Raw genomic sequence first — 14,150 nt, forward strand, 5'->3', positions numbered from 1 at the left:
ATTAAAGAATGGTAACCGTCCTGCATCAAGTAAGAAATCTAAAGCAACAAAGCTAAAAATATAAGAACTGATCCACAAGTTTTTGACTTGATCCTGTATTGCTTGGAACCCAATCAGGCTCAGTTACCACTTTCAGTTTCATTTAATGATTCATTTGTCAAGATTTTTTTTCAATGACAAAAGCTTTCAATTCTGCAATTTTTCCATTTTCGAAGCGCCAGACGTCGCAATAATCATAGTGGTTATAGGTTCCATTTGCAGCCTTCAAGGTGATTTCACCTGTGACCGTTACATAGCTACCATCCTCAATGGTTTTTTCCACGGTAAATACGGGCGGTTCCAAATAGAATTCTTTCATATACTCTCGTACTTTATCTCTACCCTCAAGGATACGTTCGCCTACAAAAACCCATTTGGTATCCTGTGTACAATAAGTTAGAAAACTTTCATAGTTTCCCTTTTTAACGAATTCGTTGGCTTTGTGTAATATCGTTGCATTTTTCATTTTTGCTTGTTTTTGAATATGAATCGATTCAGTAATGCTTGAATCCGGTTTGCTTCCATATAATTTTATTGCTAAGCTCTCTCCGTTATCAATTACCTTTCCGGCAATGGAATTATCAAGATCAATGGTTCGTATTTCGTAATTCCAGTTCCTCGTCTTTTGAGCATTTATAACAGGTTGAAATGTATTTTGATCAGGAAGATAACTTATGGGTTTTGCTATGATTTCGATACCGGCTGACAGTAAGATGGATATTGTTAATGTGAGTTTTTTCACGTTATTTGTTTATTTTAATAGTTAAGCTCAATTTTGTGAATTGTTAAATTGTGCTCAGGATATCCTGATTAAGTTCTATAAACTTTCCAGGGTTTCTTCAATTATTTCGATTCCAAATTCTTTTAACCAGTTGCTGATATGATGAGTTGAGATAATAGTTTCTGGAAGATACAATCCCCCGGTCTTTTGTTCAGACTGTCCATTCAGGCCCAATATCTTTTCCGTGATTAAATATACGCCCACAGCTGTGAGATGGGAATTTCCTTTTGGGCCGGATACGATCGTGCTGAGTTTTCTTTTTTCGCCGGATAGCAGGGTGCCATAAATAGTAAAGTATAATTCATGGGAAGCTTCCAGGCCCTTACTAGTCCCAATAGATTCTCCTGTAATAAAGTCGAACCTAATATTTTTCGCACTCGTAAAAGCGGCTATACTCGGAACATCCAGCGTACTGAGTGGGTAACCTATTGCTGATGTATTATTTTGCAAATCAATAGTTCTCGGGTTTTCTTTTGCTTGTAATGATAGCCAATTTCCCCCTTTGCGAATTAGCGCCTCACCAACAAAACCACTAACTTCGTTTGCAACCAGCGGTCCTACGCTATCCTTTGGATCATATAATCCTGCAAGTTCGATAGTTTCTATTTGACTGAATTTATCAGCTTGTTGCCTAACCATAAGGGTTAATAATCCAGCTTGCCAATGACCTGCGTATACAACAGGTGCAACAATCGTTTTGTGAAGACTCAAAAATGCTGTGGGAGAAATTTGATCCGCTAATTCGCTTACAGCAATACATGCAATGCCATTTAAGATAGCAGTTTCTCTTAATATATTACTGTGATCATCCACCGCTGAGATAATCAGGTCAATTTTCTTAAATTCACTTAGATCGAAGCCTTCTTCGAGATTGATATAGGCTGTTTCTGAATGATTTAATTCCTCCGCTAAAGATATTCCATTTTGTGGATTTCTACCTCCAAGAATAAGTTCGATACTCTTATCAGGTTGTCTGATTAGTCTTGCGATGTTACTTCCAACCATTCCATAACCGCCCACGATTAAGATTCGTTTTGTCTGTGATTCCATATTAAAATTTTTAAATTATATAACCTTACTTTTTGCAATTCTTTTTAAGTGTGAAGTCGGTCACAACTTATCAGGAAATACCAAATATGATCTTACACCAAGAGCAATGTTGCTTCAGATGAGTTGTAATCCATTCCATAAAAAGCAATGACAGTTGGTAATCAACTTTGATGATTCTTTTATTTAAGACAAAGTTAAGGTTGCATATATACTTTTGTATATAGCCCGCTAATTGTTAGGTACTATAAATAATGTAAGTATTGGGCGAAATCAAGCAATCATCGGCCAAATCTCCGGAAGCTTGCTCTGAGCGATGAATGTACGGAAGCATGCGCCTCAAGTATCATCGGCGGACAATGGACATTGGTAATATGTTCGTGATTATTAAGCGGTAAACTTAGATTTGGAGAAAGCGGCCTTCGTTCCGTTTATAATTTCCCGGTCAATGAGATAGCTTTCTGCCAAAAATAAAGTTTATTGTTGCGCTTATCTTTAAGCATTTATCTTTCTGTAACTACTTTCCTATGATTGACTCCCCAGTCTTTTAGCGAATATATTATTGGTGTTAAGGTATCGGCGTAAGGTTCCAGGGTATACTGGATTTTGACGGGATAGTCGCCTACAACAATACGTTTTAAAAGTTTATGCTGTTCCAGGTCCTTGAGTTCTTTAGCGAGGACTTTAGGGGTTATTCCTGGAATACTTTCCTGTATATCGGTAAAACGGTCATTGCCAACACCGACTGAAATAATTATGGGGAGTTTCCATTTGCCACTAATCACATCGAGTGCATCCCTTACCGGCTTCACGGTATTAAGGCAATCGCAATGTGTTTTTTTCTGAGCCATATCGTTCGTGTTAATAATTTCACTTTCCTTTGAGAAAGTGCTATACAAAAGAAAGTATAATAAGATAACTTTGCAATAATTATTTATCTACTAAACCAACACATATTTTAAATATAAAAAGATGAAAATAGGAATAATTGGCACAGGCGCCATTGGAGGCACGATTGCAAAAAAAATGGTAGGAGCAGGGCATGAGGTTTCGGTAACCAGTTCAGCTAAATTTGATCAAGTAGAAAAGCGTGCACATGAATTAGGAGCCTTACCTTCGACCTTAGAGGCACTCGTAAAAGAGGTGGACGTAGTCATACTTGCCGTGCCAACCATTGCCATTCCCAACCTGCCTAAAACTTTATTTGACGAAGTGCCTCAGGGAACCATCATCGTAGATACATCTAATTATTATCCGTTTCGTGATGCTGATATCGAGGAAATAAAAAATGGTAAAGTGGAAAGTATCTGGGTTTCCGAACAAATAGGCCGGCCTGTGATTAAAGCATTTAATAATCTGCTTGCAGAAACTCTTATATCTGGAGGTAAACCTCAGGGAACGAAAGGGCGTGTAGCTATGGCAATATCGGGAGATGATATACAAGCAAAAAATATAATATCCGGACTAATTGACGAAGCAGGCTTTGACGTCGTCGACGCTGGTGACCTACAAAGTTCATGGAGGCATCAACCGGGAACTCCAGCCTATTGTACAGAATTGAATACGAAGGAACTGAAACAGGCACTCAAGGATGGAATTAGGGAAGTTGCAGCCCAAATCAGGGATTCTGTGATTAAACTATTCTCGGAACGCGCTACACCGCCGTCGCACGAAGATATAGTCGAATTTAATCGCTCTCTATTTCCTGAAAATCCGAAAGCAGGTTAAAAGGTATCTTAGCCAAAGCTTAATAGTCTTAATTTCAGAAAATAGTCCCTGGGAGTAATTCCGGGAGAGTGTATAAAAGGTCTTTGATTTCTTGTTGGCGTTCAGGCGGTGCCTTTATAATGATAGTTAAATAGATACTCATAAAATTGTTTCTTTATTTAAATGCAAGTTCATAGGGTTTAGGGACAGGTATTTCTGAACGAAGTTGTTTTGCAGCTTCTAAAGGGAAATAAGGGTTTCGCAATAGTTCACGGCCAATAAAAATAAGATCGGCATCTCCATTGGTTAATATAGTTTCGGCTTGATGGGCATTGGTGATCATCCCCACTGTTCCTACAAGTAACTGATCTTTTACTTCACGTTTGATAGTGCTTGCAAATGGCAACTGATAGCCTGAACCAACTGTTATTTTAGCATTTGGGACCATTCCTCCCGAAGAGACATCGATAACATCAATTCCTTTCTTTGAGAGCTCCTTACTTAGCCAAACTGAATCGGAAATCGTCCATCCTTCTTCTGTCCAATCTGTAGCAGAAATACGAACAGCAATCGGAAGATCTGATGGCCATACTGCTTTGACTTTTTCAATAATTTCAAATAGAAACCTTGCTCTGTTTTCAATAGTTCCACCGTAGTGATCTGTTCTTTTGTTTGGAATAGGCGATAGAAATTCATTAATGAGATAACCATGTGCGCTGTGAATTTCAATCAGTTCAAAGCCAGACTTCAAAGCTCTCATTGCGGCATCTACAAAAGCTTGCTGAATTTCCTCAATATCCTTTAAGGTCATTTCACGAGGGGTTTGCATTGCTGGTGAGAATGCAATAGCAGAAGGCGCAATTAACTCCCAGCCATTTTCTTCACCTGGCATTAACGGGCGGCTTTCACCTCCAGAAGCCCAGGTACTTCCTTTTCTTCCTGCATGTGCCAGTTGAATTGCGGGAATACTACCTGTACTTTTTATAAAAGAGACGATCTTAGAAAGCATTTTAATGTGTTCGTCTTTCCATATTCCCAAATCTCCCACACCAATACGTCCATCGGCACGTACAGCTGTTGCTTCCAACATTATTGCGCCAGCGCCTCCCATGGCTCTTGAGCCGTAATGAATCAGGTGCCAATCACCTGCGAATCCATCTTCCGCCATATACATACACATAGGCGAGGTGAAAATTCTATTTTTGAACGTAACAGATTTGACAGTCAATGGACTGAATAATTTTGACATTTCTATTTTTTTTTGAACGCGAAGTCCCGCTGAAAGCAATATATGCTCCCAGTAAGAACTTCAACATTAGGAATTTGATTACTTAGTGTAGAGATGAAAAAGTTTTGCAACTACCTTCCATTCTCCATTAATCTTAATTAAAGAATGGTAATCTGTAAAATCTTCATTGGCAGCATCATGTTCCATTTCAATTCGAACAATTGCTGTGGTAGGTGTTTTGTGTAAAACCGTGAGATTGGTTTTGATATTTGGTGCTGATCCGAATTTCTCGACGTAGGTATAAAGATTATCTATGCTGCCTTGTGAGAGGTCATCACCTAAATGGCCATACATAATCGCATCTTGATGGAAGGTCTTTTTCAATTGATCTACGTTTCCGGTTTTTAATCCCTGAACATAGCCTTCCATTGCTGCCAGGACATCTTCATAATCTTGAACGGTGTTGATATTTTGATTTGCGGACATGATTTTTATTTTATTACATGGTAAATTTTACTAATGATTTTCCAGTTGTTACCGTCTTTTACCAATGTAAACATATCGGCATATTTGTCGGGTCCAAACTGAGATTCGATTCTCACTATTGCTACATCACTTTCTACATCAAAGTGGTTATTTTATAGCTCGCTTCCATTGGCTCGGCTGCAGAAAATCCGTCAAACAGTGCTTGAATAGGAACGCTTTTTAATACTCCATTTTCTGACCAGGACATGGTTGCAGTAGATGCAAATGCTGGATTTGCAATGTTGCCATCGCCTTTTCGTCCTGCTTCAATATATAATTCTATTGGCTTGAGGATGCCATCTTTTTGTTCTTGATTGTTTTGCATAACTTCTTTTTTATTATTTTGACTATAGCTATTTTGACATGAAACCAATAGGCTTCCAATTGTTAGGGCAGAAAATAGCAGTGCAGTTGGAACTGATGGAAACAGTTTTTTAACTATGTTTCCACTACTTTTTTGTGATCCATCAGCGTTGGATTTTGCTGAACGGGTAAGCTCATTTTGTTTCGGATTTTTTTGCATAAATTATCTCGTTTAAATGAGAATAATACTGTCAGGTATTAGCAGATTATTCATCTCTTTTTCTTTAACAAAGATACAATGACAAGAATTTGATGTTTTTTCTAATTAGCTCAAAGATTTTGACTAATTAGTCCTATTTTGATATAAAAGGATTAGGAAGATATATTGGCTGAATATCTGGGTAAGATAACATTCAATGGTGGGGTATTTATGGATATATTATTCTGCCGGACGGATGGCTTCACTAATTGGAGTGTCCCCATCATGCATAAGAATTACCCTCCCAATTGTTGAGTCGTCTGCCAATATCGCCACAAGCGTATCTACAACATTCGCTATAGAGTTAGATCCCGGGCTGATCACATTTGTCTCTATTTTTCCAGTGCCTTGTTCCTCTTTAAGCGCCCCAGGTTGTAGTATGGTATAATCTAACTGAGTTTGAGTACTGAGATATAAGTCGGCATAATGTTTAGCAATATTATAATCTGTTAAATCACTTAGGAAAGATTCCTTCCAATGTTCCGGTTGCAATGCGAAAACAGAATTAAGCAATATATAACGCTTTGCTCCAACTCTTTCTGCGGCTTGCATAGTTTTTATTGCTCCATGTAAGTCTATTTGTAAAAGATTTTTGCCGCGGGAACCGGATACAAAATATACCGCATCTACACCATTCATGCTTTCTGTAATAGAATTTACATCATTTAGTAAATCAATATATGAATGCTCAACGTTATAAGAATTATTGATTGCTTTTGAATGTCGCGAGCCAGCGATAACCTGATGTTGAGAAGCTAACTTTTCGATTAAAAGGGAGCCAACCCGACCATTTGCTCCGATCACTAATACTTTCATAGATTTATAATTTTAATGTTTAAAGTCGAAAAACGGTAGGAGCCTTTCCGTGAAACTCTTTAAATATCCTGGAAAAGTGAGATATATTCTCAAATCCTAACATGTAACAAATCTCTGAAACAGACATCATTGTAGTTTCCAGCATATCTTTTGCCTTGTTTAGCCTTTTTTCTCTTATCCACGTTGCAGGTGCAGCATTGTATATATTTTGAAAATCTCTTTTGAAGCTGGATACACTTCTACCAGAAAGGTATGCCAATTCTGAAACTGAGACCGGGGAAGCATAATGTTGTTCTACCACATTTCGGATATCTGTCCTTATAGGCTCGTGCAACTGGAGAATCTGTAAAAACATATTCCGGTTACATTCCGCTACATCATATAGTAATTCCATGATTTTTAAACGAAGCTGGCCAGGATGAACGACGGAATGATCAAAAAAATACGGTTTAAGAGAGTGGGCAAATGCAACCAGACATTCATTCATTGGGTAAACGCCAGTTTTGATTTCACCTTCAGGTTTTGATACCTTAATATCTGAGCTTGACAGAAATGACTTTAGAAGATCATCTTTGATGCTAAACATTAAGCTGTCGTAGATATTATCATTATCTGCATTCCCGAATTTATGATATTTTACAGCAGTTGCTTTTTTTAGCAAAATCATATCGTTCTTACCGAGCTTATATTCTTGTTTTCCATAAGTGAGAACGACAGATCCTTCCAGTACGATAAGGAGTAAATGCTGTTCGAGGTACATTGTGCCTTTAACTTCCGTACTATGTATGCACTGCTCGATTACAGAACAACCATCTAACATCAAGGAGTTTTGCGGAGCATCACAACCAATCAATGAAGTTGGAACTTTAAGCATTTTTTTCATTTAATTATTTTTTGATGTAATACGGCATTATACGATCGACGCTATTTGATTAGTGGTGTTCCCAAAGCTGCAATAAGGAAAATATAATTAATCTTGAATTCAATCGTCTCAATTACAACACAAAGGTATAACACATTTACACATGTGCATGTTCTTTTAAGCTCAAGTATTTTTACTAAATAGTCCATGTAGACCATTCCAAATGTCAATAGGGTAGGCCTAAATTCCTTCGTTTAGATCCCTGTTTTTGATACGGGAATTTGAATTACGTACTTATTCCGGTACGTTACCGGTTAAGCGATTCAAGATTTCCCTGATGGAAAAAGTCGCACCGCATACGAATTCATCTGCTGCACCATAGTAGATGGTCAGCTCGTCACCCCTGACTATATGTCCATTAGTGAAAACGACGAATCCGAAAAAACCACTGAGTTCATAATTTTCTGTAGGGACCATTATGGGTTCGATACTCCTGGCCAGAACGATAGCCGGGTTTTCCAGGTCGAGTAAAAATGCGCCGAGGCAGTAGCGGTTTTCTGCGGTTGCACCATGATAGATTTCCAGCCAGCCTTGATCGGTTTTGATGGGGGCGGCTCCGGCCCCTACCCGTCCGCTGTCCCACATTCCGGGCCGGGATTTGATAAGGCATTGATGATTGCCCCAGTGGAGGGCATCAGGTGACTCGGCAAGCCAGATGTAATTCCCGCCGATGTCCTTGCTACTGGGGCGGTGCAGGGCGTAGTATTTACCATTGATTTTTTCTTCAAAAATAGCGACATCCTTATTGTGGGGCGGCAGGATCATCCCTTTGCGTTCAAAATCTTTCCAGTTTCGGGTGGTCTGTAAACCTACGCCGACGCCGTTATCTGACACGGCGGTATAGGTGAGATAATAAAGATCTTCAAGGAAGGTAACCCTGCAGTCTTCAATGCCATAACGTTCCAGTCTGCCCTTTCCAAATATCCCAGGGAACCCTTCTTCTTCCCTGAAGTTGATGCCGTCTGTGCTGCTTAGCAGGCGCAAATGGGAGACAGTAGTTAGGTAGTCCAGCCCTTGGTAATTGAACACACGCGCATCCGTAGCGATAAGTTCAGGATCATTTAGCGGTACTTCAATGATTTCCAATTTCCCCTGGTCATTCAAAGCAGGTATAAATGCCCAGCCTTCGACCTGTTTAATACTTTCGGCCACCCTGACCAGCAGCCAGGTTTTGCCCAGGTAGGTGAATACGCCGGGATTTAGCAGGCAGATCACCTGAAGGCCATCGGCGCTGGGGCAGAGGTCTTTAGGTATCAGGAGTGGGTTTTGCGGAAATCTGCGGGCAAGGTCTTTCATGTTTGAACTGGTATCAATGTCTCCAAAGCAAACAAGATCGGTAACAAAAAGTTTCAGCTGTCAATTTGCGGAATACACCCGAAGACGATGTAGTAAATACGCTAAACTTCGGCCCTGAAAACATTATGTCAGTCACTCTGTTATTGGCATCACATTAACCTTTTAAAACACTTGTTATGAAATCAATGTCCCCCTGGGCAGTCCTGGCAAGTAATGATCTTGCGGTGGTGGAGGAGCCCCTGTATTCAAATGAAACCAAAAACTATACTTTTCAGGTATTCCAGACCTCAGATTCCATTTTAGTGGAGGCCCGGATGCTTAATGGCGCGATTAGTTTGTTTAGATGTGCTTACAGTCCAGGTGGGTTCGATGTCGCAGAAAAACAAGTGAATGCCAGGGGGATCACCTTGGCCCTAGAGGGTGTTTACGGCAAACAAACTGTTGACATCATTATTGACACGGATGAAGATATTCCGGTTCTTCGTTATACCACTACACTGGAACCTACTACAACGCTGGATATTCCATACTGGCCCAGGGATATCCTTTTCACAGACAAAAGTGGAAAGCCGGAAAATTCTGCCGGTAAAATTCACGCTAGTCAGTGGGGTACCCGCTCCGGATTCCTCTATTTATCCCAGATGCGTCCAAAATCAGAAGCAATATTATACCTGCAAAACCTGACGGCTATATCGGCCTATTGTGATCAAACCGAGACTTCCCTGGGCGATACCGTGGGTGGAGAATGGCCAGAGCTGGGGTTTTCTCTGCCACCATCCAAAAAGCCATTAAACGCAGGAAAAAAAGTTACTATTTCTGATGCCTTTATTGCTTTCAAAGCCCAGGCACCTGAAAGTGAAGCCGAGGTTATGGAAACTTACCTGACCCTGCTCAGCCGCATTTACCTTCTCATGCCCAGACCCGATACCCGATATCATTCATGGCCTGAAGTCCTTGAAAATGGGTTGAAGGATCTGATTGAAAGTCCCGGCTGCTGGTCGCAGGTAGCCGGACATAAATATTTTAACGCCTACGTCAGTGATTATGAAACCCCGCCGGAAATTATGGTGCAGCTGGCCGTTCTGCTTCCGCTATTGGATTACGTGGAGTGGGGTGGTAAAGAGCTGGAAGTCATGAAAGTTATCAAAGAAGGATTACCGGCATTTTACAATGATCAGCTCGGTACCATTATGCGCTGGCTTCCGGCGGCGGAAGATAAACTCAAAGGCGAAGAGGAACAGAAGGTACCGCTGGTCATGGACTCCTGGTACCTGCATCACCCGTTATTAAACCTGTCGCGGCTGGCGCTGAAAGGTGACAAAGTAGCCAAAACGCTCTTTTTGGATTCGTTGAAGTTCGCCATTAAAGTTGCGCGTCATTTTAAGTATAAATGGCCTGTATTCTATAAAATGGATACCCTTGAAGTAATCAAAGCAGAAACGGCGGATGGTAAGGGCGGAGAAAAGGATGTGGCTGGTTTGTATGCTCATGTAATGCTCCAGGCTTTTGAGCTGACTAAAGAGAAAAAATATCTGGCCGAAGCAGAGAAAGCAGCCAGGACCCTGGAAGGATATGGCTTTGAGATATTTTACCAGGCCAACAATACAGCATTTTCAGCAGGTGCGCTGTTGCGGTTATTTAAAATAACTGGTAAAAAGCTGTACCTCGAGCTGAGTTATATGTGCCTGGCCAGCATTTTTCGCAATACCCAGTTGTGGGATTGTAACTATGGACATGGTAAGAATTTCCCGAAATTTTTTGCCCTCTACCCGTTGAACGATGCGCCTTATACTGCTGCCTATGAAGAGCAGGAGGTGTTCTGCGCGCTGCATGACTATTTATACCATGCAAAGGGTGTAGAGATTTTGCCATCGGTCAAATTGCTGGTTGCAGAGTTTATCCGCTATATCGTTGACCGCGCAATATATTATTATCCTCCTATGCTTCCGACAGAAATGTTAGAGGAGCAGACGAAGACCGGTGAAGTTGACCCGAAATTATGGATTGCACTGGAAGATTTGCAGGACGGCTGGTTGAAGTCAGGCACTGTTGGGCAGGAAGTTTATGGTGCTGGAAATGCTTTCGGAATCCTGCCCCGCCACTACCTGCAGATTCCCGGTGAGGCCTTTATGGTATATGTTGACTACCCGACCGCAGATTTTACTGCTGTAAGGGGTAAAAATATTTCTTTCCAGGTGCTGGGTGACGCAAGACTGGAATGCCGGATGATGTTGGTAAAGACCGGAAACCTAAAAATTCCAGCGGTTGAGGTAAGGGTCAAAGGGCAGAAGAAGCATGTTGAAGGAAAACCTGTAAAAGGGGGGAACCTGGAGTTCTGCATTCCGGGAGACTGCCAGGTTTCGATAAAGATATTTGAGCAATCCACGATAAAACATAACAATCATTAACATAAAAACTAGAAAAATGGCAACAACTAAAACAACGGCTAAAAAAACAGCCACAGGAGCGGCGGCTGCAGCGAAAAGTACAAACGTAAGCTCCAACAAAGACGCTAAACCCGCAAAAATTGAGAATTCTGAGTTCCACGAATTTTTTGTAGATGAGCTGAAGGACATTTACTGGGCAGAAAAACATCTGTCCAAAGCGCTTCCAAAAATGAAAAAAGCGGCGACCAGCGAGGCCTTGGCAGCAGCTTTCGAAAAGCACACGGAGGAAACTAAAACCCATATCGCGACATTGGAACAGGTTTTTGAATTGTTGGACGAAAAAGCCCAGGCAAAAAAATGCGACGCTATGGAAGGCTTGATCGCTGAAGGGGAAGGCATTATTGAAGACACAGATGCTGGCACGATGATCCGTGATGCGGGATTGATTCTTGCGGCCCAAAAAGTCGAGCATTATGAAATAGCAACGTATGGTACCCTGGTTGTATTCGCACAGAATATGGGGCGTACTGATGTTGCTGAACTTTTGCAGCAGACCCTCGATAATGAAAAAGCCACAGATGTTGCGCTTACAGAAATAGCGGTTAGTGCTATTAATGAACAGGCGGCAGCTGAATAATGCAATAGGCCTGAACATATGTTCAGGCCTAACAATTTTTTATCAGGTATTATGAATAGCATTAAGGAAAAACATTCTTTTTTTTACCGCAACGGACTGACGATTGTGTTTATGGGTTTATTTGTACTGACGCTCTTCGCCCAGGCACTGACGGGTTGGAAGCAGCATAATGCTGACCTGAAAGACGACCATGCCCGCGAGATCGGCTTAGGCACTTACCTGCGAAGCGGACATTTTATTTCGGCAACGTTTGAGAACTTCGAAAGTGAATTCCTGCAAATGTCGCTTTATGTTTTACTTACCATTTCTCTTCGGCAAATTGGTTCGGCTGAATCTAAAAAGCTAAATGAGCCGGAGGAAGTAGACCGGGAACCTGTGCCAGGTAATGATGCGCCCTGGCCTGTTAGAAAAGGAGGCTGGATACTGAAGATTTATGAAAATTCGCTTTCAATCTCTTTTGGTTTGCTATTTTTTATCAGCTGGGCATTGCATCTTTACGGAAGCTGGCAGAACCATAATGTAGAGCAACTTGCCAGACACCTGCCTGAAGATACAGTGTACGCTTATTTAGGGCAGCCGGAATTCTGGTTTGAAACTTTTCAAAATTGGCAAAGCGAGTTTCTATCTGTAGCTTCTATTGTTTTTTTGACCATTTATCTCCGCCAAAAGGGTTCCCCCGAATCTAAGCCGGTAGATGCTCCACACCTGGAGACCGGCAAATAGCATTAAATGTAGCGCAGCACATGTTTCAATGAGCAGAAATTTAGTTTCTACCTGCGCAGAGCTGCGAGATGTTTACTGATGGTAACCGTAATTATTTTAAGGTCGTAATCATTCCTTGTGCATTCTTATTACCCGCATCTGCCGCCAGCGCTTTTTCATACCAAGTTTTTGCCCGTACATTATCTCCCTTTTTTAAATAACATTCGGCAGTGAGTTCATAGGCGTAGGAAAGATCGTTTTTTTTAGCACATAGTGGCACGGCGAGGCTATACAAGCGGATTGCGTCATCGAAGCGATTCCTTCGCTGCAGATATTTTCCAGTGCTGATCAAGTCGCCAGCTTCGAATCCGAAGTCATATTTATCCTGTCCTTCCGCTTTGATTTGGCGGTAAAATAACAGACCTTGTTCTATGTCTTTCAAGATCTTATCTCTGATATCCAGGTAAACAGATTTTTTAGGAATATTAAAAGGCTGATCTTGTAAGATGGCAAGTATAGCTCCTTTAATGGCATCCACTTTGAAGTTTTGGTTGTTGGTTTCCATGACCATCGAAATTTTACTGACATGATCGGTATAGATCAGCGCTTCGTAATTGCTATTGGAACCCTGGTGGCGATGCCATTGAAGTTTTCCGTCTTTAAAACCTGTAGTACCGAGGCTGCTTTCGCCACCTGGAAAGTTAACAGCTAACTGATCAAACGATTCTTTATTAATAATTTTAAATGCTTCCAGCTGCGTAATAAATTTATAGAGATCGGCAGGAGTAAGTCTGGGAAAGCCAGTAGTGAGCTGAATATATGGTGTGGCATGGAAATCATTATCGAAGGCTTTGGCTAGGTCCGGCCTATTCAGATTGGCATCCATAATACTTTGCTGCATACCGCAGGGTTTAAATATATATTTATCTACAAAATCTGCATAAGATAATCCTGAAGCCTTTTCAATTATTCGCTTTTGCAAATAAACATTTGCATGCGCATAAATATAGGCTGAACCAGGTTCGAATTTCAACTTCTTCAGGTTTTTAAGCGAATCCAAAAGTTCATTATCTGTCTCATCTGACTGCGCCTTAAAATTTGGTAGGCCGCTGGTATAATTGAGCAAGTGTTTGAGTTGTACTTTATCTGCCCAATTTGGCAGATCCGGGAGGTATTTGGATACAGGGTCATCCAGTTTAACTTTACCCCGTTCTTTCAACAGCATGATGCTAACTCCATTAAACTCTTTGGAAATGGACCCTACGTCGAACAGCATAGCCGTATTAAGTGGTTGGGTTTTATCCGCGTTGGCATAACCCCAGGCTTTGTGATAAATAATCCTGCCTTGTTTGGCAACCAATAAAGTGCCATTAAAAACGCCTCGATCCGATGCGGTCTTCATCAAAGAATCTATATGTTTGAGCTGTAAGGGAGTTTGAGCGTACATGCTCAACGAAATCAACATTAAAGAAGCTTGCAATAGATAATTTCTAAATTTCAT

Annotated in this window: 14 protein-coding genes and 1 pseudogene; 4 read left to right on the forward strand and 11 right to left on the reverse strand. The window is 41.0% G+C overall.

The window, feature by feature from the left end; all coding sequences use genetic code 11:
• Positions 1–157 precede the first annotated feature (157 nt).
• The 3 genes from BLR53_RS20170 to BLR53_RS11580 form a co-directional block, all read right to left on the reverse strand.
• Complete coding sequence (locus BLR53_RS20170; RefSeq protein WP_244889497.1) at positions 158–781, reverse strand: nuclear transport factor 2 family protein; 624 nt, start codon at positions 779–781, stop codon at positions 158–160.
• Between the two features lie 75 nt (positions 782–856).
• Entirely contained in the window at positions 857–1,870 is a 1,014-nt protein-coding gene (locus BLR53_RS11570; protein ID WP_074589831.1) for a Rossmann-fold NAD(P)-binding domain-containing protein, read from the reverse strand.
• Between the two features lie 500 nt (positions 1,871–2,370).
• On the reverse strand, positions 2,371–2,718 hold the full coding sequence (locus tag BLR53_RS11580; protein ID WP_037438576.1) for a winged helix-turn-helix transcriptional regulator: 348 nt from the start codon (positions 2,716–2,718) through the stop codon (positions 2,371–2,373).
• Positions 2,719–2,833: 115 nt separating this feature from the next.
• On the opposite strand from BLR53_RS11580, the pseudogene BLR53_RS11585 reads away from it, so the two are divergent.
• Positions 2,834–3,595: pseudogene (locus BLR53_RS11585) on the forward strand (NADPH-dependent F420 reductase); the annotation flags it as partial.
• Positions 3,596–3,749: 154 nt separating this feature from the next.
• Here the strand turns inward: BLR53_RS11585 and namA are convergent.
• The 7 genes from namA to BLR53_RS11620 all read right to left on the reverse strand — a co-directional run bounded on the left by namA (position 3,750) and on the right by BLR53_RS11620 (position 8,842).
• Positions 3,750–4,823: an NADPH dehydrogenase NamA gene (gene namA / locus BLR53_RS11590; RefSeq protein ID WP_074589837.1), complete on the reverse strand. Its 1,074-nt coding sequence runs from the start codon at positions 4,821–4,823 to the stop codon at positions 3,750–3,752.
• Positions 4,824–4,901: 78 nt separating this feature from the next.
• A complete protein-coding gene (locus tag BLR53_RS11595) occupies positions 4,902–5,288 on the reverse strand; it encodes a nuclear transport factor 2 family protein (RefSeq protein WP_037438586.1) in 387 nt (128 codons plus the stop codon).
• Between the two features lie 5 nt (positions 5,289–5,293).
• Complete coding sequence (locus tag BLR53_RS20325; protein ID WP_176763536.1) at positions 5,294–5,404, reverse strand: nuclear transport factor 2 family protein; 111 nt, start codon at positions 5,402–5,404, stop codon at positions 5,294–5,296.
• Positions 5,405–5,421: 17 nt separating this feature from the next.
• Complete coding sequence (locus BLR53_RS11605; RefSeq protein ID WP_074589839.1) at positions 5,422–5,850, reverse strand: nuclear transport factor 2 family protein; 429 nt, start codon at positions 5,848–5,850, stop codon at positions 5,422–5,424.
• A gap of 219 nt (positions 5,851–6,069) precedes the next feature.
• Positions 6,070–6,705, reverse strand: a complete 636-nt coding sequence (locus BLR53_RS11610) for an NAD(P)H-binding protein (RefSeq protein WP_074589841.1) — start codon at positions 6,703–6,705, stop codon at positions 6,070–6,072.
• 19 nt (positions 6,706–6,724) lie between these two features.
• Positions 6,725–7,588 carry an AraC family transcriptional regulator gene (locus tag BLR53_RS11615; protein WP_037438591.1) on the reverse strand — a complete coding sequence of 288 codons (864 nt, stop codon included), beginning with the start codon at positions 7,586–7,588 and terminating at the stop codon, positions 6,725–6,727.
• A gap of 273 nt (positions 7,589–7,861) precedes the next feature.
• The gene (locus BLR53_RS11620; protein ID WP_342342068.1) at positions 7,862–8,842 is read right to left on the reverse strand and encodes a glycoside hydrolase family 130 protein; all 981 of its coding nucleotides are present in this window, start codon (positions 8,840–8,842) and stop codon (positions 7,862–7,864) included.
• Positions 8,843–9,099: 257 nt separating this feature from the next.
• On the opposite strand from BLR53_RS11620, the gene BLR53_RS11625 reads away from it, so the two are divergent.
• Genes BLR53_RS11625 through BLR53_RS11635 form a run of 3 tightly spaced genes read left to right on the forward strand, consistent with a single transcriptional unit; the run spans position 9,100 to position 12,670 of the window.
• Positions 9,100–11,331 carry a hypothetical protein gene (locus tag BLR53_RS11625; RefSeq protein ID WP_074589846.1) on the forward strand — a complete coding sequence of 744 codons (2,232 nt, stop codon included), beginning with the start codon at positions 9,100–9,102 and terminating at the stop codon, positions 11,329–11,331.
• Positions 11,332–11,347: 16 nt separating this feature from the next.
• The gene (locus BLR53_RS11630; RefSeq protein WP_074589849.1) at positions 11,348–11,947 is read left to right on the forward strand and encodes a YciE/YciF ferroxidase family protein; all 600 of its coding nucleotides are present in this window, start codon (positions 11,348–11,350) and stop codon (positions 11,945–11,947) included.
• Positions 11,948–11,998: 51 nt separating this feature from the next.
• Positions 11,999–12,670 (forward strand): DUF6766 family protein, encoded by a 672-nt coding sequence (locus tag BLR53_RS11635; RefSeq protein ID WP_074589851.1) that lies wholly within the window; start codon positions 11,999–12,001, stop codon positions 12,668–12,670.
• Between the two features lie 91 nt (positions 12,671–12,761).
• On the opposite strand, the gene BLR53_RS11640 is transcribed toward BLR53_RS11635, so the two are convergent.
• Positions 12,762–14,150 carry a serine hydrolase domain-containing protein gene (locus BLR53_RS11640; RefSeq protein WP_083332065.1) on the reverse strand — a complete coding sequence of 463 codons (1,389 nt, stop codon included), beginning with the start codon at positions 14,148–14,150 and terminating at the stop codon, positions 12,762–12,764.

It is taken from the genome of Pedobacter antarcticus, assembly GCF_900103515.1.
In the GTDB taxonomy this organism is placed as follows: Bacteria; Bacteroidota; Bacteroidia; order Sphingobacteriales; family Sphingobacteriaceae; genus Pedobacter; species Pedobacter antarcticus.

What these genes read in the sequence shown, in the direction of transcription:
- BLR53_RS11580 (WP_037438576.1), bottom strand. Translation starts at nt 2,718, where the DNA reads ATGGCTCAGAAAAAAACACATTGCGATTGCCTTAATACCGTGAAGCCG.
- BLR53_RS11595 (WP_037438586.1), bottom strand. Translation starts at nt 5,288, where the DNA reads ATGTCCGCAAATCAAAATATCAACACCGTTCAAGATTATGAAGATGTC.
- BLR53_RS11615 (WP_037438591.1), bottom strand. Translation starts at nt 7,588, where the DNA reads ATGAAAAAAATGCTTAAAGTTCCAACTTCATTGATTGGTTGTGATGCT.
- BLR53_RS11635 (WP_074589851.1), top strand. Translation starts at nt 11,999, where the DNA reads ATGAATAGCATTAAGGAAAAACATTCTTTTTTTTACCGCAACGGACTG.
- BLR53_RS11625 (WP_074589846.1), top strand. Translation starts at nt 9,100, where the DNA reads ATGAAATCAATGTCCCCCTGGGCAGTCCTGGCAAGTAATGATCTTGCG.
- BLR53_RS11570 (WP_074589831.1), bottom strand. Translation starts at nt 1,870, where the DNA reads ATGGAATCACAGACAAAACGAATCTTAATCGTGGGCGGTTATGGAATG.
- BLR53_RS11630 (WP_074589849.1), top strand. Translation starts at nt 11,348, where the DNA reads ATGGCAACAACTAAAACAACGGCTAAAAAAACAGCCACAGGAGCGGCG.
- BLR53_RS11605 (WP_074589839.1), bottom strand. Translation starts at nt 5,850, where the DNA reads ATGCAAAAAAATCCGAAACAAAATGAGCTTACCCGTTCAGCAAAATCC.
- BLR53_RS11610 (WP_074589841.1), bottom strand. Translation starts at nt 6,705, where the DNA reads ATGAAAGTATTAGTGATCGGAGCAAATGGTCGGGTTGGCTCCCTTTTA.
- namA (WP_074589837.1), bottom strand. Translation starts at nt 4,823, where the DNA reads ATGTCAAAATTATTCAGTCCATTGACTGTCAAATCTGTTACGTTCAAA.
- BLR53_RS11640 (WP_083332065.1), bottom strand. Translation starts at nt 14,150, where the DNA reads ATGAAATTTAGAAATTATCTATTGCAAGCTTCTTTAATGTTGATTTCG.